This window comes from Shimia sp. NS0008-38b, from assembly GCF_040370365.1.
GTDB lineage: Bacteria > Pseudomonadota > Alphaproteobacteria > Rhodobacterales > Rhodobacteraceae > Shimia.
This window is the reverse complement of the sequence record NZ_BAABWQ010000003.1, coordinates 600,115-621,540: the sequence shown is the minus strand read 5'-3', so window position 1 is coordinate 621,540 and position 21,426 is coordinate 600,115. Positions and strand designations below refer to the sequence as shown.

The window sequence follows — 21,426 nt, the reverse complement described above, 5'->3', positions numbered from 1 at the left end:
TCAAGTCAACGGTTGGCACCGGGTACCCAGAGCACATCGTCTTGACCATTGTTGTTGGCTGCGCGAGACGCCACGAAGAACCAATCACTAAGTCGGTTCAAATACGTCACTGCGTTGATGTTGATGTCCTCGGATTGCGAGAGCTCCACGGTCAATCGCTCCGCGCGCCGCGCCACTGTGCGGCAGACATGGAGGTGCGCGGCGAGGGCAGCCCCCCCTGGAAGCACAAAGCTACGCAATGGTTGCAGGTTCGCATTCATCACATCAATTTCTTCTTCGAGTCGGCTCACTTGTCGCGCTGCCATGCGCAAAGGGGGATATTCTGCATCCGCGTCTTTGGCCATATCTGGACGACACAGGTCAGCGCCCAAATCAAACAAGTCGTTTTGAATGCGCATCAAAGCGGTGTCCATTTCGCCGGTTGCACTCAGACGGGCAACTCCGACAAAGGCGTTGAGCTCATCTGATGTCCCATAGGCTGTGACACGCGTATCATATTTGGCGACCCGTTCTCCGTTGCCAAGAGCGGTGGTGCCTTTATCGCCAGTGCGGGTGTATATCTTATTGAGAACAACCATCATGTGTCTCCTATCGCAGCCAAACAAATGCAAGGATTAGCAGAACCGCGAAGAACTGCGCGGCGATACGCAGTCGCATGATCTTATTGGCATACTTTCGGTTGAATTCGCCACCTTTGGCAAATCCACCGACGCCGATCATCAAGATGATCAACACGCCAATACATGCGATTGCAGCTACCCAAAAAAGGGGATCGTTGGCCATAAGTCTGCTCCGTTGGTCTGTGTTGCAATAGGTAGTAGACCCATCATGCGCAAAGTTGAACCTCAATTGCCAATACGAAGGGTCAGCCCTTTGAGATGACCCAATCCATGAGATTTGTTGGCAAAGCGCGCTTTAGAACGTTCATGGCGTGTGCTGGAGTTGTGACGCGATAGCGTGGTCGCGGGCGCGGCGCCTCCAGCGCTTGGACAAGTTTCTTGCAAACGGCTTCTGCGGGAAGCTCGAATGGGTCTGGGTCAGACTTGTCTTCTGAAAACCGTTTGACCAGACCAGTTCGGTAATTCTCCGCATGGGGGGAAGACTCCCATTGGATCCATTGAAAAAACTGTCGGGCATTGTTGCGCCGCATCTCAGATGTGATCGGCCCTGGCTCAATCAGGCTGACGTGGATCGGCGTGTCGCGCATTTCGATACGCAAACAGTCGCTCCAGCCTTCCAGAGCGAATTTTGAGGCGACATATGCACCGCGATAACGCATCGACACATAGCCCAACACCGAGGAGTTGTTGACGACACGGCCATGGCCCTGTCTGCGCATCACCGGAAGCACCTTTTGTGTCAGGTCGTGCCATCCAATCAGATTGCTTTCCAGCAGGCTGCGCAGCCCAGCAGCTGGTAGGTCCTCGATCGCACCGGGCAACCCGCGCGCGCCGTTGTTAAAAAGCCCATGAAGTGTGCCGCCGGTTGCTGCGAGCACGCTGTCGAGCCCATCACGGATCGTTTCTGGCACGCTGTAGTCGATTTGTGGGCTCTCAAAGCCCTCGGCGATAAGGCGGTCGCAGTCCGCTTGTGCGCGGCAGCTTGCAAATACGCGCCAGCCTCGAGCGCGCATGTGGCGCGCCGATTCCAGACCAATGCCGCTAGAGCAGCCCGTGATCAACAGGGTCTTGTTTGTCATACGATCGTAGGCTGCCCAGTTGTTAGAGCTTAGTCGTCGACTTCGTCGGCGCTTTCGGCATTGAGTTGTCCATAGTTTTGAGCACCAATTGTGTCATGCAACTCAAGCTGTGTTTCAAGGAAATCTATGTGTCCTTGTTCATCATTTATGAGCTCTTCGAAGAGCCCCATGGACGCAAAGTCACCTACGTCCGCACAGAATTTGCGGGCTTCGGAATACAACGCTACGGCTTCCATTTCCGCTTCCAAATCGCATGCAAGCGTTTCACGCACATTCTCTCCAATGCGGAGAGCGTCTAGCGTTTGCAAGTTTGGGTGGCCTTCCAGAAAGATGATACGGTCGATCAGCTTGTCGGCGTGTTCCATTTCTTCGATGCTCTCTTCGCGCATCTTTTTGGCCAACTTACCGTAACCCCAGTCTTTCTGAAGTCGGTAGTGCAGCCAAAACTGGCTGACCGCAGTGAGTTCAACGCGCAATGCTTTGTTGAGATACTCGATGACTTTTGGATCGCCCTTCATCACACATATTCCTTCTGGATGGCGCGCTTCGTAAACCGCGAAGCTCTGCTGGAACCTCCAGATTAGGGTTCTCGCGCATCTTGGCAACAAAAAGCTTCATGCAGCCGCCACATTCGGGCGTTTTGCCAAGGGCATGGTAGATTTTTCCGGGTGTAATGATCGCGGACTCATCTGCGGCCCGCATCCAATTGATTGCGGCGTGAACTTCGTGGTCACGGATGGTTTGGCAATGGCATACAATCATTAGGCCGTCTCTTTTGATGTGAGACGGTAATTGATTATTTTAGTCAGGATGTCAATCCTGACTAAAATGCTCTAATTTTCTGACGTGGCTTGCTGGGGCATCAGCATTTTTGCCGACATCCACCCAATTCTTCCGCTCGTGGTCTCTTTGAGTTTGACCCAACCGCCGCTTTCTCGAAGCACTTGGACCTCTTGGCCTTGGGTCAAAACCGTAATGACGCCGAATGACGTACCGGGCCCGCCACGCATGTTCACGCGCGATCCTCGCACGATGCGCTGATCTGTTGAGGAATTTGTGGCTGTCGAAAGCTCTAAGGTGGCGTCTTGAGTTGTGGTTATGGCTGGAGTGATTGTGAAAAGTGGCGCTCCCGGCGTTGCGAAGCTCTCAGCCCCACCTGCCAAAGATGCTACTAGGATTTCTGCTCCAGTGTTTTGCACGACCGGTTTGGCTGTCGTCGCATCATTACTCGGCACGCCTACGAGGTTGGCAGTGTTGTGAGACAACGATGCTTTGACGATTGGCACGCTGGCCTCAGATGTGAGGGAGGTCACAGTCGAATCTGCTTGTGTTGCTTTTGCGGTAACTTCAGGCACGCTTTTTGACTTGGGTTCAAAGTCAGAACCGCCGCTGAGTTCCCAAAAACCCCAGGCTATGAAGACAAAACTGATCAAAACAAACTTGTTCAAAACACACCCCCGCAAGAATCAACTACCGCACTGCGCCGCTAGATTTAACCGTGGGAAAGATTAACATGCGCCTTATCTTACCACGTCGGGGAAAAAACGGCGAGAGTTCCCGCACGGATGCTTTACCGTCGCCGCGCCAAAAGCTATCACGCTGGGTATGACAGACCTGATCGATGAAGAAGACCTCCCCATTCAAAACGTGACCGAACCGCTACGGCGTGCAATCGGTGATCGCTACCTGACCTATGCGTTGAGTACGATTATGCACCGTGCATTGCCGGATGCCCGAGACGGACTGAAGCCTGTGCATCGGCGTATTTTGTACGCGATGCGTGAATTGAAACTTTCCGCAACGGGCGGGTTCCGAAAGTCGGCAAAGATTTCCGGCGACGTGATGGGGAATTATCACCCGCACGGTGACGCTGCGATCTACGACGCTATGGCGCGTCTGGCGCAGGATTTCAACGTGCGCTACCCGTTGGTTGACGGTCAGGGCAACTTCGGCAACATCGATGGCGATAACCCCGCGGCGAGCCGATACACAGAGGCTCGGATGACCTCCGTGGCCGAGGCGCTTCTTGAGGGGCTTAACGAAGACGCCGTTGATTTTAGAGAGAACTACGACGGCACTCTGCGTGAACCCGTGGTGCTGCCTGCGACCTTCCCGAACCTGCTGGCCAATGGGTCCAGTGGGATTGCGGTGGGTATGGCGACCAACATTCCGCCCCACAATATCAGTGAGTTGTGCGACGCCTGTCTGCATATGATCAAGACACCTGATGTGCGCGAAGACACCTTGCTCAACTATGTGCCGGGGCCGGACTTTCCGACGGGTGGCGTGATTGTTGAGCCACCTGAAAGCATTGCACAGGCCTATCGTACAGGGCGTGGATCGTTCCGGCTGCGGTGTAAGTGGGAGAAAGAAGATCTGGGACGCGGGCAGTGGCAGATTGTTGTTACTGAGATTCCATATCAGGTTCAAAAGTCCAAGCTTATCGAGAAGCTGGCAGAGCTGATCCAGACCAAGAAGGTTCCGATCCTCGCGGATGTGCGCGATGAGTCGGCGGATGACATTCGCTTGGTGCTGGAACCGCGTAGCAAGAACGTTGAGCCTGATGTGCTCATGAATATGCTCTATCGTAGCAGTGATCTTGAGATCAGGTTTTCGTTGAATATGAACGTCTTGATCGATGGGGTGACGCCAAAAGTCTGCTCCATGAAAGAGGTCCTGCGCGCTTTCTTGGACTTTCGCCGTGAGGTTCTGATCCGTCGGTCCAAACACCGGATGGAGAAGATCGACCACCGCTTGGAAGTGCTGGAAGGTTTTATCATTGCCTTCCTCAATCTGGATCGTGTGATTGATATCATCCGCTATGATGATGCGCCCAAACAGGCCTTGATGGCTGAAAATTGGGATTTGGATCATCCACGTGCGGCCTCAGAACGTGACTACAAGTCACCTCTGCCGGGCAGCGGCGAGATACAACTGTCCGAGGTTCAATCAGAGGCAATTCTGAACATGCGCCTGCGCAGCTTGCGGCGTTTGGAAGAGCTGGAGTTGATCCGAGAGCGCGACGCTTTGCAAGAAGAACGTGCTGAAATCGTGTCACTTTTGGGCAGCGACGCGCTGCAATGGGATCGCATTTCCGAGCAGCTAAAGGAAGCCAAGAAAACCTTCGGCAAAGGGTATGAGGGCGGTGTGCGGCGCACTGTGTTTTCTGAGGCCGCGGAAGTTGAAGAGGTGCCGATTGAGGCGATGATCGATCGCGAACCGATCACCGTGGTGTGCTCAGAGATGGGTTGGATCCGGGCCATGTCTGGCCACATTGATCTGTCTCGTGAGTTGAAATTCAAAGACGGTGACGGACCACGGTTTATCTTCCATGCGGAGACAACCGACCGGCTTTTGATGTTTGGCTCCAACGGGCGTTTCTACACGCTGGGAGCTGCAAATTTGCCGGGTGGACGTGGCATGGGGGAACCTGTGCGTCTTATCGTGGATCTGCCCAATGAGACTGAAATCGTTGACATTTTCGTTCACAGTCCAGAGCGTAAACTTCTGGTGGCGTCCAGCGCTGGCGATGGGTTTGTGGTTCCGGAAAAAGATGTGATTGCGCAAACGCGAACCGGCAAACAGGTGCTTAACGTCAAAGATGAGACCAAGGCGATGATCTGTCAGCCGGTGGACGGAGACCACGTGGCTGTGGTGTCTAAGAACGCCCGGTTCCTTGTGTTCCCCGTCGATGAGCTGCCAGAGCTTGGACGCGGAAAAGGCGTGCGACTTCAGAAGTATAACATGGCGCGTGGCCGTCAGGGGACGCTGGAGCTGGACGGTGGCTTGTCTGACATCACCACCTTTGCTTGGGAAGAAGGGCTGAGTTGGTCGATGGGCGGCAGTGGCAAGACACGCCACGAGCCGGATTTGTCTGATTGGCTGGGAAAACGGGCCGGGGTGGGCAAAAAGCCACCTTATGGCTTCCCTAAAGACAACAAGTTTAAATAAATTTCGGGGGCCGTTGCGCCCCCGTTTTTAGTTTGAAACCCACGTCGGTATTGCATCTGTATTGCGGCTGTAACGCAGAGGTGGTGTTTTTGAGCCCGAAATGGTTCGTGGCACCGTTCGATGTGTTTACCAAGTGGGACGAGTTAGTGTGATCCGCGGCGGCGGCGCTTCATGTTCGTGTGCGTATTCACCCGCGCGAAGAAAATTCGCCACCGATCCAAATTATCACGTCCTGCGCGCTCCAAGTCTGATCACGCAAGCGTCAGACACTTGTCAGCAACATGCTCGTCTCGCTGTCTGAGATATTGTCGATCTGCCGAACTTCCCGCAGGACGCGGTCAAACTCTGCAAGGGAAGACACGCGGATTTCTGCGACCAGATCCCACCTTCCGCTGGTTGTGTGAACCCGGCGCAATTCGGGCAGGCGGCGCAAATTTGTAATGACTTGTGTTGTGCTCTTACCGGATATTTTGATCATCATAATCGCGTGAATCAGGTCGTTTTCATAATCCTCTCTGACGCGGGCCGTGAAACCCAGCAATGCCCCTGACTGTAACATCCGGTCAAGGCGGCTTTGTACGGTGCCGCGCGACACATCCAAGATATCAGCCAGTTTGGCGATTGGCGCGCGCCCATCGCGCATCAGTAGCGCAACAAGATTGCGGTCAAGATCATCGAAGCGGTGCTTTTGTGGGGTTTCGGACGTCATGGCCAACATATGTAAGTTTGATGTTAGCATTTTGCACGATTGCTGATCAGAATGTAGTATATTCTCGTATTGGTGGTGCATTATTTGTGGTCGATTTTTGGGTGATCTAGCCGGAGAACCACATGACCGTTTCCAAAAGTCTGCAAGCACCCTCATCTGTCGTCATGATAAGGCCACACCATTTTTCTGTGAACTCGGAGACATTTGACAACGCCTTTCAGTCCTCAAAGCCCTCGTCAGGCGATGATGCGCGGAAGGCCTATCAGGAGCTTTCCGATGCGGTTGAAGTGCTTCGGCGGCATGGTGTCGAAGTACATCTTTTTGATGGGGAGGACCGCAGAACACCTGACTGTGTCTTTCCAAACAACTGGTTTTCCACACATGCTGGCGGTCATATCGCGGTATACCCAATGATGGCGCCCAATCGCAGGTTAGAGCGGCGCTCCGACATTCTGGACATGTTGAAGACCAATTTCCGTGTGCAGGACATATTGGATTACTCTGGTCTCGAACACGATGGCCTGTACCTTGAAGGGACAGGTGCGATGGTGCTCGATTACGTAGACCGCATTGCCTATGCCGTTGAGTCTGAGCGCACAAGTCAAATTGCGCTGGAGCGATTTTGTACCCATTTCAACTATGAGCCAATGGCATTTCGCGCCGTTGATGCACATGGGCAAGCGGTTTATCACACCAATGTTCTGATGTGCATTGCGACTGATTTTGTAATGATTGGAAGCCGGATGATTGAGAATGACGCCCGCCGTCGGGACGTTTTGAATCGTCTGGGCCAATCGGGGCGTATTGTTATCGATCTCAGTGAAGACCAGATCAGAAAGTTTGCGGGCAATGCAATAGAGCTGCAAGGATCAGAACAACGTATTCTCGCCCTCTCGGAAACAGCGATGAACGCTTTGCGTGTAGATCAGAAGGCCAAGATATCTGATAGCGCGGTTTTGGTCCCCTTGAAGATCCCCACCATTGAGTTGTCCGGCGGGTCGGTGCGTTGCACGATTGCGGGCATACATCTGACGCCACGTGCCTGTGTCTAAAGAGCATTGGTGCTGGCGCAGGGCATTGGCGTTTTACCCCGTTCAACGTGTCTGCGGCATCGTTGGTCTACGCTTGGGGCGTTTCGATTGGTATTGCCTGCAACCAGACCCCGCCTTCTGGTCGCAGCGTCAGGATCATCACCGGCTTTGGCGGACGGCCTTTCACAGGCTCAAAACGAGAGCGGCGAAGCAATGTGGCGAGGATGATCACCGCTTCCTGAATCGCAAAGCTTGCGCCAATGCAAATGCGCGGACCGTCGCCAAAGGGCAGATAGGCGTAGCGGTCAATCGCTTTGCGGTCGGCAAAACGGTCGGGGTCAAAGGCGTCGGGATTGTCCCACAGCAGGTGGTTGCGCTGTAGGGCGTAGATAGGGATCATCACTGTGTCACCGGGACGGATGTCTCGTGCGCAGAGCGTGTTGTGCTTTTGCGCGGTGCGGGAGATGATCCCGGCGGGCGGGTACAAGCGCAGGGTTTCATCAACGATCTGGCGCAGAAACGTGAGCTCAGGCACATGGTCGCCGGTGATCGGGCCCTGACCACAGATGTCGGCGATTTCGGCGCGGGCTTTGTCTTGTACGTCTTGATCAAAGGCGCAGAGGTAAAGCCCCCAAGCCAAAGTCAACGCGGTGGTTTCGTGACCGGCCACAATGAAGGTCAGCAGGTTGTCGCGCAGCTCTGCGGTGTTCATCCGTTTCTTGGTTTCAGGATCTTCGCCGGCCAGCAACAGATCAAGCAGGTCCGGTGTGTCTTTGCTACCACGTGTGCGGCGCGCCTCGATGGCTTGGTCGGCCACTTTTTTCATGTCGCCCACGGCATGGCCAGACATCATGCGCCCGGGGCGGGGCACCCAATCTGGCACGCCCAACATATCGAGAAGGGAAATTTTCCCGGCTTCCGCGATATAGGCATCGATGGCGGTGTGGACGGCGCCACTGTCAAAGGTGCCATCGCCAGAAAACGTGACATCAGAGATCACGTCAAAGGTGGTTTTGACCATTTCGTCGAGCAAATCGACAGCCCGACCGTCAACGCTGGCAATCCGATCTGCTGCGCGCTCAGCAGCATTGGCCATGATCGGGGCGAGGTTTGCGATGTTGCGATGTGTGAACACCGGTGCAGCGGCACGGCGTTGCCAGCGCCAATGCGCGCCTTCGGCGACAAACAGGCTGTCGCCGATCGCGGGTCTCAGAATGTTTTTGGTGGCTTTGGATTTTGGATAGTCATCCACTTTCTCCAGCAGCATTTGCCGGATGGCGCCCGGATCCATGACCATATGCCAACGCAGGCCCGTGCGGCCCGATACCATCGGTTGGCGCACTGCGATTTCTGGCAAGATGGACAAAAGATTGCTGCGCGCGGCTTTCAAAGAGCCAAACAACCCCAGCGGTTCGGTTGCCAGATCTGCGCGCACAGGGCGTGCGGTGTCAGGCGGGGATGTTTGTGCGGCGTGTGGTGGTGTTTGAGACATCATGACTCTCCCTACGTGTCAGGATAGGCAGAAGATCACCACGAAAAAAGGGCGCGATTGCGCGCAGGCAGGGCATCGGCTATGTCACCTTGCAAAGAAAACGACCGAGCGGTGGGGAATTTTGCTGATGCTAAGACTGGTTACGTGTTTGGCGGCTCTGGCCGTTTTGGTGTCCTGCACCGTGCCAACCAAAGATGTCACCGACGAAGTGCTGGACCTCGGAGATTTTGTTCTGGGCCACAACATCGTTGTCGCAAAGAACATTCAGAAAGGCCCGCTGTCGCGTGAAGCTGACACCGATGCCTTTATCGCCTCCATGAAAAACGCCATTGATTCCCGCATGGGTGCAACCCGGTATGACGGGACGCGGTTGGTGCATTTTGGGGTGAATATCTCTGGCTATGTGTTGGCCCAAAAAGGTGTGCCGCTGTTGTTGCAGCCAAAGTCGGGGCTGATCCTGTCGGTTTCTGCCTGGGATGATCGGGCGGGGCGCAAATTTAATGATGAGGCCAAAGAGATCTTTGTTCTGGAGACATTCACTGGCGACTCTCTGGTGCTGTCCAGTGGCTTTAGCATGACGGTGCAAGAGCAAATGGACAACCTGACCTTCAACGCAGCCCGCCAGATGGAAAAATGGATGTACGAAAATCGCGCGTGTCTGGTCGATAATGTGAGTGCTGAGGTGCTGAAAACCTGCTGGCTGGACAACCGGGACGAAGAAATGCGCAAGCGTCTCGCAGAACAGGACCTACGATAGGCAAACCCCGCTTGATTTTTGTTGCACAACACAATATGTCGCGCGCGGTAGAGGAAAACGGGCCAACACCGGCCCCCCAAATATTAGAAGGCGCCCGAGATGGCTAAGGAAAAGTTTGAGCGCAGTAAACCGCACTGCAACATCGGCACCATTGGTCACGTTGACCACGGTAAAACCACACTGACAGCTGCGATCACCAAGCAATTTGGTGACTTCAAAGCCTACGACGAAATCGACGGCGCACCTGAAGAAAAAGCCCGCGGCATCACCATCTCCACAGCGCACGTGGAATATGAAACCGACGCGCGTCACTATGCGCACGTCGACTGCCCTGGCCACGCTGACTATGTGAAAAACATGATCACCGGTGCGGCGCAGATGGACGGCGCGATCCTGGTTGTGAACGCGGCTGATGGCCCCATGCCACAGACCCGTGAGCACATCCTTCTGGGCCGCCAGGTTGGCATCCCGGCCATGGTTGTTTTCATGAACAAAGTGGATCAGGTTGACGACGAAGAGCTGCTTGAGCTGGTTGAAATGGAAATCCGCGAACTGCTGACCGAATACGACTACCCAGGTGATGATATCCCTGTGATCGCGGGTTCGGCTCTGGCCGCTCTGGAAGACCGTGACGACAACATCGGCAAAGAGAAAATTGCTGAGCTGATGGCGGCTGTTGACGAATACATCCCACAGCCACCACGCGCTGTTGATGAGCCGTTCCTGATGCCCATCGAAGACGTGTTCTCGATCTCTGGTCGTGGTACTGTTGTGACCGGCCGTGTTGAGCGTGGCGTGATCAACGTTGGTGACGAAATCGAAATCGTTGGCATCAAAGACACACAGAAAACCACCTGTACCGGTGTTGAAATGTTCCGCAAGCTGCTGGACCGCGGTGAAGCTGGCGACAACGTTGGCGCATTGCTGCGCGGCATCGACCGTGAAGCGGTTGAGCGTGGTCAGGTTCTGTGTAAGCCAGGTTCCGTGAACCCACACACCAAGTTCGAAGCAGAAGCCTACATCCTGACCAAGGATGAAGGTGGCCGTCACACGCCATTCTTCGCGAACTACCGTCCACAGTTCTACTTCCGGACCACAGATGTGACCGGCACTGTTGAGCTGCCAGCGGGCACCGAAATGGTGATGCCAGGCGACAACCTGAAATTCAACGTTGAGCTGATCGCGCCTATCGCGATGGAGCAGGGCCTGCGCTTCGCGATCCGCGAAGGTGGCCGCACCGTTGGCTCCGGTGTTGTGTCCAAAGTTATCGCTTAATCAGACCATCTGATTGATCGACGAAAAGGCCGCCCAAATGGGCGGCCTTTTTGCGTGGGGCCGGTTCAACGGGAGACATTGGATGTGGTCTCTTTTCATTCTGCACAAAGACGTTACGCTGTGTGTGATGAATGGTAAGAACGGTGGAGCCATGCGCCTGATAAGTCTTCCTGTGATTGTGGCGGTGCTCTTGGCGCCTGCTGTGTTCGCGAAACCTTTGGTGACCAGCAGTGAAGAGACATTTCAAAGTGTCTGTTTGGAATATTCGGAAACGCCAGAACGTTTGATTGAGATCTGTGGCAAAGCACTTGAGGCCAGTGGCGCCAGTGCGACGCAGCTGTTGGAAATGAAAGAGTCCTTGGCTTGGGCGCATCAAAGTCTGGGCAATGACACAGAGGCGCGCCGTCTTTTTGAGGACATGTATGCCAGTGCGCCAGAGTCCGCGCTCGCGCTAAACGGGTTGGGTTGGCTAGACTTTATGGCCAGTGACTACGCGCAATCCGCGGTCTGGTTTGAAAAGGCCATGTCCACGGCGCCTGAAGCACAGACGCTGGCTGGGTTGGGCAGCAGCCTGTACCGCGCGGGGGCATTGCCCCTTTCAGAAGCGGCGGCCTATCTTGATGCTGCTTTGGCGATTTCTCCTGATTATCTCTGGGCGCAGCGGGAGAAGGCTTGGCTGTATTTAGAGGAAGGTCAGGATGCGGAGGCTCAGATCGCTTTTGAAGCGGTGTTGGCGGCCGACCCTGATGACAGTAATGCAAATTATGGCATGGCGTATGTTTTGTCTGAAAGCAACGACTGGGAGGCGGCGCTTTCATATGTAAACCGGGCCCTTCAGGCCGACCCTAAGTATGGATCTGCGCTGTCGCGTCGCTCGCTGATTTTGCTCTATCTGGACCGACCCGCACAGGCGCTTCGCGACGGAGAGGCGTTGGTGGCCTCTTGGCCAGATGACAGCGACGGCTATGTGCGTATGGCCCGGGCGCAGCAGGCTTTAGGGCGCGCTGGCGATGCTTTGGAAAGTTTGCAAACAGCGGTGGAAAGGGTGGGTTATGAGAGCTACCTGAACTATTGGCATGCATCGATGTTGTTTGACGACGGGCAAATGCAAGCAGCTTTTGCCATGTTGGAGCCGGTGTTTGCGCAAGGTGAGGATCACTACTTTGAGCATGAGCTGAGGGTGCAAATCCTGTTAAGCGAAGATCGGCTTGAAGACGCCCGTGCTGCGCTGGATCAGTCGTTGGTGTTGTATCCAGAGGAAGAATTTTTGATCTTCTATGATGCACTTACCTTGATTGGCGAGAAGAAATTTGCAGCCGCAGAAGCGCGGTTTGACGAGGCTGCGGCGGCGGGTTTGCCCGATGATGAACTGGCTTATTTTTTGGGACAGCTGGTTGGCGCTGCGCAATATGTGCAGGCCATTCAAATGCGGGTAAGGTACTCGGAGATGAGGGACGACAGCGACAGCTGACAGGCAGGAGGGTGTGAATATCGCGGGACGGGCAGCACATCGGCTTTGGGTGCCTCGTTTTGCGTGGGGCGCGCTGATGGGGTGTGTCACAAGCGCTTCCGCCTTACTGGCCTGTGGATTTCACAACTACGCGCCGCAACCGACACTTGTTGAGCGGCTTTTGGAGGCCGAGAGGATCGTTTTGGCACGCCCAACATCAGACGATCCCTTTCATTTTCAGGCACAAAAGGCCCTTTTGGGATCGGCTGAAAACGCCAATATTCCTTTCCTCGTGGACACCCCGACACGGCGGATACTTATGCTCAAGCCAAACGCGCAGGTTGTCTTTGCACAGCAAGACGCACATGCGCCGTGGGACCGGATCATCATAGCGGACAGCCGGACCGGGCCGGTGACCGAGCGCATCGTGGCGAAACTTGCCATTTGGAAGCAAGGCGGGGAGGCGGATCGCTACGCCATGTTTGCGGAGTTGTTGGCACATCCGGATGTGCGGGTGCACCGGCTGGCTTTGCGCGAATTGGATAGGGTGCCCTATGAGGTGCTGCGCGCCTTACCGTTGCCTCTGGAGACTCTGCGGTTGAGCAAAGGCTTGTATGACCCACAACAGCGCGACCTTGTGCCGATTCGGGCGCTGTTGTTGGGGTTGGCGCGTGATCCGGCGGTGGTGCCCATTTTGCAGAGAGGTGTGGCGGCGTTTTTGCCCGCCGATGGCGCCGAATTGGGGGCCTTTGCGACCGCGCTGATCGAGGCGCAAGGCGCGCCAGCTGTGCGCGCGCTGATGTTGAACTTGGCGGCGGCGGATGTCTCGGCAACCGGGCAGGAATTGATCATTGAGGCTTTGGCCATACACGCGCAGCGTGTTGATCCCCTTGTGACGCATGAGATTTATGCGCTGCTCGGCGACGCCGTCACCCAACAGCCAACACTTGCCCCGGCGGTCTCACGACAGTTTGGCGCGCGCTTTTTGTGGGGTATGTCCGCGGTGGTGCAGGCGGCAGCATCAGAGCAGCTGTTTGATGCCGCGGATCGGGACGATGTGCAGCGGTATCTGGCTTTGTCCGGAGGCTAGGCCGGAGTGTTTGGGTTTTCGTGAGGCTTGCCAAGGGCCGCGTCTGCGGCATCGGTGATGTGATCCAGCGCGGATTGCAGGCTGAGCCGCAATTCTTCTACTTGTTCCCCAGAGGGTTTGCGCGGCACCGCGTCCGTCCATTCCTGACAGGTGATCACGCCGCGCGAAAACGGCATGGGCAACATCTGTTTGTCCCATGTTGGGAAGCGAAACACGCGTTTTTGGGCAAAGGCCACGGTGAACACCCGTGCCCCCGACGTGCGGGCCCAGACGATCGGCACGGTTGAAGAGACGCGCGCCGGGCCGCGTGGGCCGTCCGCGGCGATGCCAATGGAGCAGCCCTGTTTGATACGCTTGAGCACCTCGCGCGACAGGGTGATATGGCGCTGATGGCTCGACATGGGGATGGTTTCCCACCCCAAATTGACCAAGATTTGCCCAGCAAGGCGCCCAGCACGGGCCGCAGAGGTCAGCGCGCAGATGCGTGCGCCCGGTGGGGCGTTGAACATAAACGGTGCCATGATGAGCCGTTGATGCCAAACCACAAAGATCACCGGCTCCCCACGGGCCACACAGGCGTCCATGTCTTCACAGCCTGTGCGCTCAAACCGAGAGGTCCGAAAGGCGAATCGCACATAGCGGGCAAACAGGCCTTCCACGAAGTGGTTGAGGCGCGGATTGTTGGCGATTTTTTTGCGCAGCTTTTTCAGGGACACGTATGGCTTACCTCTCGCATGTGGCAGGCTTCATACATGGCAACGGCAAAGGTGGCCAGTGTCTGGATTTTTGCGCGTTTTCCCTCTTGCCACTGGCGCGGCACTGCACTACGAAACTCCCCACGTTAGGGGTATAGCTCAGTTGGTAGAGCGACGGTCTCCAAAACCGTAGGTCCCGGGTTCGAGCCCTGGTGCCCCTGCCATTTCCTTCCAAAAGCCAGATGTGTTGTCCAGCAGCGCCGTGCATCAAAATCCGATGTCGTCTGTGATGAAATCGTAGAGATTTTTGTAGATGTCTTCGCAGGCCGGGGTGCCGTCAGCCGTACATTGCGGAGACGTGGCCACATTGGGCGCCGCAGGATTGGCGGCGGCTATGGCAGGTGCTGGTTTGCTCGCCGTAGCCCGGATGGTTTTTGTCGGGTCTTGAGGCGCGGGCACCACAGCTCTGGGTGTGGGGGCTTTTGCGGCGGCAAGGGATTGTAAACGCTCCACAAGGTCAAAATCCGGCGTGCCATTGGGCAACAGGTTTTGCGCCGTCTGAAACTTGGAGATTGCGCGGCGAGTGCCGGTGTCCAAGGTGCCGCTCGGCGCGCCTTGCAGATAGCCAAGGGTGATCAAATTCGCCTGAATCGCGCGCATGTCTGCGCCGGTCACTACATGTTTGTGCTCCCGTTTTTCGGCGGCGCGCGCGTCGGTGGACGGGGCGGCGAGACAGTGCCAATAAGGCACGCCCGCGTGTTGTCCCAACAGTTCGATCAAGCCCAGTTCCACCAGATTGCGCACCGCCTGGCCTTCACTCTCAACCCGATTGATTGTGATGGGAACTGCCACGGTGGCAGCATTGATCACCCCGGCGATGGTGCCGGTCAGGCCGCGTTTGGTCACGACCATCGAGTTGGACACAGACCCGCCCGGCAGCACGCGGCGGCTGGGATATTGCACGAGGTGCAGGTCCACAGAGACCACGGAAAGTGTTCGGCTGTCGCGATAGAGCGAGGTTTTCAACCCGGTCACCCGGCTCGAGTCACTGCCAAGGCTGATGTTTTGTTCTGCGGTGTCAGAATCCAGTTGGGAGATCGACCCGCGAATATAGAGGTTTGGTTTGACCTCGCCCTTTTTACGGGTGGTGATCAGTTCCAGTTGTCCGAACCCGGAAATGCGGGCCTGATCCAGAAACACGTAACGTTGGCTGGTGCGATTCATTTGATTGAGAGCGTTGATCAACATGTCGTCGGCCCCAACCGACACCGCACGAGTTTGGTCGGGAATGTCTGACGACGACACCAGATAGCGGCGCTTTGGCAGCTGAGCGAGCAACCCATCCATACAGCGCAGCGCGCCGGAAAAAGAGGTGAAATTGCGCGCAGGGCGGGCGTTGGGTTGCGCAATGGCTGCGGTGAAACCGGGGCGTGACGGAGAACAGCCGCTCAGCATCACGCTGCTCACAAGGCAGCAACCCAATAGGACTACGGGAGAAACTCGAACCACGAGAGCACCACTTAACAAACATAAAACACCCAATAAGTATTCATCACATTCCTTTACGCCAGCCCAACACCGCGATGATCTTGCAGAGAATTTTCAGAAATTTAGCACGAGAAAACACACAAGTGGTTTACCCTTATCTGGCATAATATGGGCCGTTATCGATGTGCCATTGTTGAGGCTTTTGTTGTGTTCTGGTTCCGGTTGTTGGGCCGTTTTGTGCCCCTTATTCTCTTTCCTTTCTCAAGTGTCGCAGCGCCACAGGAGCTGCCTGTTTCCGCAGACCGCTGTGCAATCTATTTTGCTCTGACTGAGGACGTGGGCGTTGGCTGTGCGCCGCCGTCGGTTCGTGATTTGGGGGTCGCGCGACGGCTGCCGCCGACGGGGTTTGACCTTGGGGCCGCACCCTTGAGCAGCACGCCACAAGAACAGGGGTATTTCATTCGCTTCCCGTTCAATTCGCATGACCTGACAGAGGAATATCGGGCCCATTTGGCGCGTCTGGGCGAGGTTTTGAAAAGCGATATGCTGATCGATAGCTGTATCAAGCTTGTGGGTCATGCTGACAGCGTCGGTAGCGCGCAAACGAACCTTCAATTGTCACAGGCGCGGGCGCGCAAGGTTGCGACAACCTTGGTGGTGGCCTCCAACATTGCGACGGAGCGCATTGTCACGGAGGCGCGCGGCGAGCTTGCCTTGTTGAGTGGCGTGCCGGGGCCACATCCGCTTAACCGCCGGGTGGAGATTCTGGCGCGGGCGCGTGATGGGACCATATGTCAGTGACGCCAAGTGCCATCGCGTGCGGGTTCAGATGTGTGGTGTTGGCTTGTGTTGTGTTGGTCGGGTCAAGCGCCCAAGCAAAGGTGCGAGGGCATAGCCATGTGGCACTGGTGATCGGCAGCGGCGCCTATCCTGCGCAGGCGGCGCTGCCCAATGCGGTGCAGGATGCGGCTTTGGTGGCGGCTCGCCTTGAAACGCTTGGATATTCGGTGGTGTCTTTGGCCAACCCAACCCGCGAGGAGGTGCTGCGCGCGCTTGCGATTCTGCAAGTTGCGGCGCAGGAGGCGCAGCAGGTTGTGGTCTACCTATCGGGCCACGGAGGCATGCAACGCGGGGCGGCTTACTACCTGACCGTCGATGCGGTGCCCAGTGGTGGTGGGCTGGCGACATCTGATTTTGATATGGCCTCCGTGGTGTCCGCGCTGCCTGTGAGCATTTTTGCCAAAGCGCTCTCAGATCGCCCGCGCCAAAAAATCATCTTTTTTGACGCGTGCCGTACCCCATCGGAGCTGCGGTTGATCCAAGGGGCTGTGCCACTGCTGAGTTGGCCTGCAGGGGTCACGGTGGCCTATGCATCCGCACCGGGCTCTGAGGCGTATGATGGCAGCAATGGACGCAGCCCGTTTGCTCAGGCGTTTCTGCGCCATGTGACCGCCGAGGCGCCAGTGCTGAGCGATGTGTTGCGGATGATGCGGTTGGATGTGGTGACCGGAACACAAGGTGCACAGGTGCCATGGGTGCAAACATCCATGCTCACGAAGGTGTTCCTGCAGATCGACACGCCCGACTGACCCATGGCGGGCCACAAAGCCTTAGGCGGGGTTGGCCCCATCCTGACCCCAGTCGGCGTCTTGCATTTCGCGCAGGCGAGAGGCGGTGCGTTCGAACTCAAATATACCTTCGCCTTCCAGATAAAGCATCTCAGGCTCGGCCGCAGCGGAACAGATCAGGCGCACATTGGCCTCATACAAGGCATCAATCAGCGTCACAAAGCGCTTTGCCTCGTTGAAATTGTTGCGGCTCAGGGTTGGGATGTCCTCCAAAATGAGCACTTTCACCGCGGTGGCGATGGCAAGGTAGTCACCCGGTCCCAGCATTTTACCGCAGAGATCAAAGAAGGACGCACGCGCCACACCGTTGCGATAGGCGGGCAGCGTGACCTGCCGGCCTTTGACCGTGAGAACCAGCGGCTCAGCGCTTCCGCCTGTGAGGTCTTGCCAGATGGCGCGGATTTGGTCGCGGGCCTCAGTGCCTGCTTGCACAAAATAGACCTGATTTCCGGCAAGGCGGTTTTGGCGGTAGTCTGTTGGGCTGACCAATTCCCACACCTGCATCTGCTGTTTTATCAATGCGATGAACGGCAGGAACAGCTGACGGTTTAGACCGTTTTTGTAGAGGTCATCGGGAACGCGATTGGAGGTGGTCACAACCACCACCCCGGCAGCAAACAGCTGTTCAAACAGCCGCCCCACGATCATCGCGTCGGTGATGTCGGTGATTTGCATCTCATCAAATGCCAGCACGCGCACACTTTGGGCCACTGCGTCTGCCACTGGTTGGATGGCGTCTTCGACACCTTCGGAGCGCGCTTTGTGCATCGCGTCATGGATTTCTTGCATAAAGGCGTGGAAATGCACGCGACGGACGGGCACCGAGAGGCTGTCGACAAAGAGATCCATCACCATGGATTTGCCCCGGCCGACGCCGCCCCAAAGGTACAGGCCCTGCACCACCTCGGGTGCGGTTTTTCGGAACCATGATTTTTTGACGGGTTTGGAAATTTCGCTGCGGATTCGCTCAAACTGCGGCAGGACGGCGACTTGGGCGTCGTCGGCTTGCAGGGTGCCATCCGCCACTTTGGCGGCGTAGATCTCGGGCAGGGTGCTCATGCTCAGTCCCTTAGCCAATTGAGCGCGTGAGGAAAAGGGCCAGTTCGGATCTTATGAAGGAACGTGATGGTGCGGGGGACAAATGGTGAATTGACCCAAACTCCTGAATTTGTTCAGAGTGTACATCGCGCCACGGGAGACATCAGATGCAACAGAAAACACCTTTGATGACACCGGTCCTAATGGTGGGCTGCATCATCATTTTGGTGAGCTTTGCCATCCGTGCAAGCTTCGGTGTGTTTCAAATTCCGATTGCGGAAGAGTTTGGCTGGCTGCGCAGTGAGTTCTCCTTGGCGATTGCCATTCAAAACCTCGCCTGGGGGATTGGTCAGCCGATTTTCGGCGCAATTGCTGAGAAGATTGGTGACCGTAAGGCCATCGTTTTTGGGGCGCTGATCTATGCGGGGGGTTTGGTTCTGTCGTCCTTTGCGGTGACACCAGAGGCGCATCAGATGCTGGAGATCCTTGTGGGATTTGGCATCGCGGGCACAGGCTTTGGCGTGATCTTGGCCGTGGTGGGGCGCGCGAGTTCGGATGAAAACCGCTCTATGTCATTGGCCATTGCCACAGCGGCGGGGTCTGCCGGTCAAGTGTTTGGCGCCCCAACTGCGGAGTGGCTTTTGTCATTCATCAGCTGGCAGCAGACCTTCTTGGTGTTTGCAGCAGCGATTTTGGCGGTGCTGATGCTGTTGCCAATGATGCGCGCGCCTGCGGCAAGCAAGGTTGAGTTGCAGGAAAGCATGGGGACGATCCTGATGAAGGCGTTTCGTGATCCATCTTATACATTGATCTTCCTTGGCTTTTTCAGCTGCGGCTATCAGCTGGCATTTGTGACCGCGCATTTCCCTGCGATGATCACTGAGATGTGCGGTCCCATTGCTGCGGGCAGCATGTTGGCAAACATGGGGATCACCTCGACCTCAGCGTTGGGCGCGGTGTCGATTTCGTTGATCGGCTTGGCCAATATTGGCGGCACATTGCTGGCCGGATGGGCGGGCAAACATTACTCAAAGAAGTATTTGCTGGCCGGGATTTACACCGGACGCACCCTTGCGGCGGCGGCGTTTATCCTGATGCCGATCACGCCGATGAGCGTGGTGATTTTCTCTGTGGTCATGGGATCGCTTTGGTTGGCAACCGTGCCGCTGACCTCGGGCCTCGTGGCGCATTTGTATGGTTTGCGCTACATGGGCACGTTGTATGGGATCGTGTTTTTCTCTCACCAATTGGGCAGCTTTTTGGGCGTCTGGTTGGGGGGGCGTTTGTACGATCAATACGGTGATTACACAGCCGTGTGGTGGGTTGGCGTGGCCGTCGGGGCGTTCAGCGCCATTGTGCATCTGCCGATCCGGGAAAACCGAAGCGCAACGCTTGCCGCTTAACAGGCGGTTTGGCGTCATCTCCCAGAAGCCCGGTGGCTTAAACGCCCAGCTTTGGAGGCGCGCGGCACCCAAGTTTGAGGGCACCGAGCGCCATAGTGATGGTTTAAGACCTCGTAGGTCGCCATTGGTCGAGGATGTAGCGGCTGGTCATCAGGTCAAGATGCGCGCCGCCGCCGTTTTTAAACAAGGTGATCTCTGTGTCTGAGGTGCGGGTAAATGCATCGAGACTGTAGTAGTCGGCAAGCACATCTGCGCGCGTGATTGCCCCAGATGCCAGAGGAATTTTCAGCTCGCCAATATGGTCCAGAGTGGTGTCGAAGCTGTCGACAAACACCCGTGCGCGCTTGAGCCCGGCGTCGTCAATTTCACGCATATCCGGGCGATAAGCCCCAATCAGATCGACGTGTTGTCCTGGTTGTAGCCAGTCACCCCGTAGGGTTGGCTCAGTTGACATAGTGGCAGAGGTGATGATGTCCGCCTCACCGACGGCGGTCTCCAGATCGACAGCCACGGTGAGCCCCTCAATCTCGGCGGCCATTTTCTCTGCGTTGGCTTGGGTGCGGTTCCAGATGGTGAAGGAGGCGTTTGGGAAGGCGGCGGAATACGCCGCGTGCAGGTTGCGGCCAACGGTGCCCGCACCCACAATGAGGATTTTGGAACTCTCTGGACGCGCGAGACGCCGTGCGGCAAGCAAGCTGTCTCCAGCCGTTTTCCATTTTGTCACGAGGTGGAAGTCGATCAGAGCAGACAGGATGCCATGAGCGTCGTCAAACAGGGTGACCGCCCCGTGGACCATTGGCAGGTCTTGGTTCGGATTGCCGGGAAAAACAGTGGCCGATTTCACCGCGATGCCGAGGCCATCAATCCAAGCCTGACGCTGCAAAAGTGTGTCTTTGCCCCGATACAGGAAGCTGTCCGAAATCTCGGCCTTGGGCAGGCTATGGCCGGCCACAAGCGCGTCAGTGAGATCAAGCCAGTTGATGTTTCGCTCGCCCTCTTCAAATGAGATTATGGTGGTCATTTGGCCTCCTCCTGTGTCAGCAGGCCTTCGGCGACCAATCGGTCAGCCCAAGCCTGAGGCTCAGTAAAATGATGGGTGTTCCATCCGCGCGCGGCAGCGGCGGCAATGTTTTCGGCGCGATCATCGGCAAACAGCATGCGTTCCGGGGCGATGCCGCTGTCGGTCTCAATATGCGCATAAATGGCAGGATCTGGTTTGATCAGCTTGATGCGACCGGAAACGTATTCGCGGTCAAAGCGATTGAGAAAAGGATAGACTGCTTGGGAGCGCGGGAAGTTATCATGACCAAAATTGGTGAGAGTGAAAAGCGTCACACCTTTGTCAGCCAGCGCATTCAGCAGGCGCACGGAATGCGGGATTGCAGGTGCGGCAAGATCATTCCAATTGTCGTTCCACATGCGCAATTCACGTTCATACTCAGGGTGTTGCGGAACAAGGTGGTCAATCATGCCCGGTAGCGAGGCCCCCGCATCAATAGCTTCGTGATGTTTGTGGATATTGGTGTCGGTAAAGAAGGCGCGGCGACGGGCTTCGCCGACGACGCTGTCGTAGAAGTCTTCTGGTTGCCATTTGATCAGCACATTGCCGATGTCAAACACCACGACGTCGATTTGGCCCATGTTGCCCCCTACTAGTCTGTTTGATGCAGACCGTAGTGCGCGGCATCACATTGGGAAACCGGTTTTTGACCGGGCGCGC

General features: G+C 56.2%; 21 protein-coding genes and 1 tRNA gene. 10 read left to right on the top strand and 12 right to left on the bottom strand.

Translation table 11 applies throughout. The annotated features are described in order from the left end of the window. Nucleotides 1-5 precede the first annotated feature (5 nt). The 5 genes from ABWV47_RS15195 to ABWV47_RS15175 all read right to left on the bottom strand — a co-directional run bounded on the left by ABWV47_RS15195 (nucleotide 6) and on the right by ABWV47_RS15175 (nucleotide 3,054). Complete coding sequence (locus ABWV47_RS15195; RefSeq protein WP_353313284.1) at nucleotides 6-578, bottom strand: cob(I)yrinic acid a,c-diamide adenosyltransferase; 573 nt, start codon at nucleotides 576-578, stop codon at nucleotides 6-8. A 10-nt stretch (nucleotides 579-588) separates the two neighbouring features. Next, entirely contained in the window at nucleotides 589-783 is a 195-nt protein-coding gene (locus ABWV47_RS15190) for a twin transmembrane helix small protein (RefSeq protein WP_353313283.1), read from the bottom strand. Between the two features lie 82 nt (nucleotides 784-865). Next, complete coding sequence (locus ABWV47_RS15185; RefSeq protein ID WP_353313281.1) at nucleotides 866-1,699, bottom strand: SDR family NAD(P)-dependent oxidoreductase; 834 nt, start codon at nucleotides 1,697-1,699, stop codon at nucleotides 866-868. Between the two features lie 29 nt (nucleotides 1,700-1,728). Then, complete coding sequence (gene bfr / locus ABWV47_RS15180) at nucleotides 1,729-2,217, bottom strand: bacterioferritin (RefSeq protein ID WP_353313279.1); 489 nt, start codon at nucleotides 2,215-2,217, stop codon at nucleotides 1,729-1,731. A 315-nt stretch (nucleotides 2,218-2,532) separates the two neighbouring features. Continuing rightward, nucleotides 2,533-3,054 carry an SH3 domain-containing protein gene (locus tag ABWV47_RS15175; RefSeq protein ID WP_353313277.1) on the bottom strand — a complete coding sequence of 174 codons (522 nt, stop codon included), beginning with the start codon at nucleotides 3,052-3,054 and terminating at the stop codon, nucleotides 2,533-2,535. Between the two features lie 250 nt (nucleotides 3,055-3,304). Between ABWV47_RS15175 and ABWV47_RS15170 the strand changes: the two genes are divergently transcribed. Then, a complete protein-coding gene (locus ABWV47_RS15170) occupies nucleotides 3,305-5,650 on the top strand; it encodes a DNA topoisomerase IV subunit A (RefSeq protein ID WP_353313275.1) in 2,346 nt (781 codons plus the stop codon). A 262-nt stretch (nucleotides 5,651-5,912) separates the two neighbouring features. On the opposite strand, the gene ABWV47_RS15165 is transcribed toward ABWV47_RS15170, so the two are convergent. Next, a complete protein-coding gene (locus tag ABWV47_RS15165; RefSeq protein WP_353313273.1) occupies nucleotides 5,913-6,359 on the bottom strand; it encodes an Lrp/AsnC family transcriptional regulator in 447 nt (148 codons plus the stop codon). A 122-nt stretch (nucleotides 6,360-6,481) separates the two neighbouring features. Here ABWV47_RS15165 and ctlX point away from each other — a divergent pair, with 122 nt between their 5' ends. Beyond that, on the top strand, nucleotides 6,482-7,411 hold the full coding sequence (gene ctlX, locus ABWV47_RS15160) for a citrulline utilization hydrolase CtlX (RefSeq protein WP_353313271.1): 930 nt from the start codon (nucleotides 6,482-6,484) through the stop codon (nucleotides 7,409-7,411). 67 nt (nucleotides 7,412-7,478) lie between these two features. Here the strand turns inward: ctlX and ABWV47_RS15155 are convergent, their stop codons facing one another. Further along, complete coding sequence (locus tag ABWV47_RS15155) at nucleotides 7,479-8,882, bottom strand: cytochrome P450 (protein WP_353313269.1); 1,404 nt, start codon at nucleotides 8,880-8,882, stop codon at nucleotides 7,479-7,481. Between the two features lie 127 nt (nucleotides 8,883-9,009). Here ABWV47_RS15155 and ABWV47_RS15150 point away from each other — a divergent pair, with 127 nt between their 5' ends. The 4 genes from ABWV47_RS15150 (at nucleotide 9,010) to ABWV47_RS15135 (ending at nucleotide 13,454) form a co-directional block, all read left to right on the top strand. Beyond that, on the top strand, nucleotides 9,010-9,639 hold the full coding sequence (locus tag ABWV47_RS15150) for a hypothetical protein (protein ID WP_353313267.1): 630 nt from the start codon (nucleotides 9,010-9,012) through the stop codon (nucleotides 9,637-9,639). Between the two features lie 99 nt (nucleotides 9,640-9,738). Continuing rightward, the gene (gene tuf, locus ABWV47_RS15145) at nucleotides 9,739-10,914 is read left to right on the top strand and encodes an elongation factor Tu (RefSeq protein WP_353309730.1); all 1,176 of its coding nucleotides are present in this window, start codon (nucleotides 9,739-9,741) and stop codon (nucleotides 10,912-10,914) included. An 82-nt stretch (nucleotides 10,915-10,996) separates the two neighbouring features. Then, nucleotides 10,997-12,385 carry a tetratricopeptide repeat protein gene (locus tag ABWV47_RS15140; RefSeq protein ID WP_353313265.1) on the top strand — a complete coding sequence of 463 codons (1,389 nt, stop codon included), beginning with the start codon at nucleotides 10,997-10,999 and terminating at the stop codon, nucleotides 12,383-12,385. A gap of 13 nt (nucleotides 12,386-12,398) precedes the next feature. After that, on the top strand, nucleotides 12,399-13,454 hold the full coding sequence (locus ABWV47_RS15135; RefSeq protein WP_353313263.1) for a hypothetical protein: 1,056 nt from the start codon (nucleotides 12,399-12,401) through the stop codon (nucleotides 13,452-13,454). Here the strand turns inward: ABWV47_RS15135 and ABWV47_RS15130 are convergent. Next, nucleotides 13,451-14,170, bottom strand: coding sequence for a lysophospholipid acyltransferase family protein (locus ABWV47_RS15130; RefSeq protein WP_353313261.1), 720 nt, complete (start codon nucleotides 14,168-14,170; stop codon nucleotides 13,451-13,453). The two genes, ABWV47_RS15135 and ABWV47_RS15130, sit on opposite strands and share 4 nt — an antisense overlap. A 127-nt stretch (nucleotides 14,171-14,297) precedes the next feature. Here ABWV47_RS15130 and ABWV47_RS15125 point away from each other — a divergent pair. Next, a tRNA-Trp gene (locus tag ABWV47_RS15125) sits at nucleotides 14,298-14,373 on the top strand. A gap of 43 nt (nucleotides 14,374-14,416) precedes the next feature. Here the strand turns inward: ABWV47_RS15125 and ABWV47_RS15120 are convergent. After that, nucleotides 14,417-15,616: a peptidoglycan-binding protein gene (locus ABWV47_RS15120; RefSeq protein WP_353313259.1), complete on the bottom strand. Its 1,200-nt coding sequence runs from the start codon at nucleotides 15,614-15,616 to the stop codon at nucleotides 14,417-14,419. A gap of 189 nt (nucleotides 15,617-15,805) precedes the next feature. On the opposite strand from ABWV47_RS15120, the gene ABWV47_RS15115 reads away from it, so the two are divergent. Next, nucleotides 15,806-16,438, top strand: coding sequence for an OmpA family protein (locus tag ABWV47_RS15115; protein ID WP_353313257.1), 633 nt, complete (start codon nucleotides 15,806-15,808; stop codon nucleotides 16,436-16,438). Between the two features lie 98 nt (nucleotides 16,439-16,536). Then, nucleotides 16,537-17,226 (top strand): caspase family protein, encoded by a 690-nt coding sequence (locus ABWV47_RS15110; protein ID WP_353313255.1) that lies wholly within the window; start codon nucleotides 16,537-16,539, stop codon nucleotides 17,224-17,226. A 21-nt stretch (nucleotides 17,227-17,247) separates the two neighbouring features. Here ABWV47_RS15110 and zapE read toward each other — a convergent pair whose 3' ends face one another. After that, on the bottom strand, nucleotides 17,248-18,324 hold the full coding sequence (gene zapE, locus ABWV47_RS15105; RefSeq protein ID WP_353313253.1) for a cell division protein ZapE: 1,077 nt from the start codon (nucleotides 18,322-18,324) through the stop codon (nucleotides 17,248-17,250). Nucleotides 18,325-18,470: 146 nt separating this feature from the next. Between zapE and ABWV47_RS15100 the strand changes: the two genes are divergently transcribed. Further along, a complete protein-coding gene (locus ABWV47_RS15100; RefSeq protein WP_353313251.1) occupies nucleotides 18,471-19,706 on the top strand; it encodes an MFS transporter in 1,236 nt (411 codons plus the stop codon). A 103-nt stretch (nucleotides 19,707-19,809) separates the two neighbouring features. Here ABWV47_RS15100 and ABWV47_RS15095 read toward each other — a convergent pair whose 3' ends face one another. Both ABWV47_RS15095 and ABWV47_RS15090 read right to left on the bottom strand, forming a co-directional pair. Further along, complete coding sequence (locus ABWV47_RS15095) at nucleotides 19,810-20,727, bottom strand: ornithine cyclodeaminase family protein (protein ID WP_353313249.1); 918 nt, start codon at nucleotides 20,725-20,727, stop codon at nucleotides 19,810-19,812. Next, a complete protein-coding gene (locus tag ABWV47_RS15090) occupies nucleotides 20,724-21,347 on the bottom strand; it encodes an HAD family hydrolase (protein ID WP_353313247.1) in 624 nt (207 codons plus the stop codon). Before ABWV47_RS15090 ends, ABWV47_RS15095 begins: the two co-directional genes overlap by 4 nt. Nucleotides 21,348-21,426: the final 79 nt, after the last annotated feature.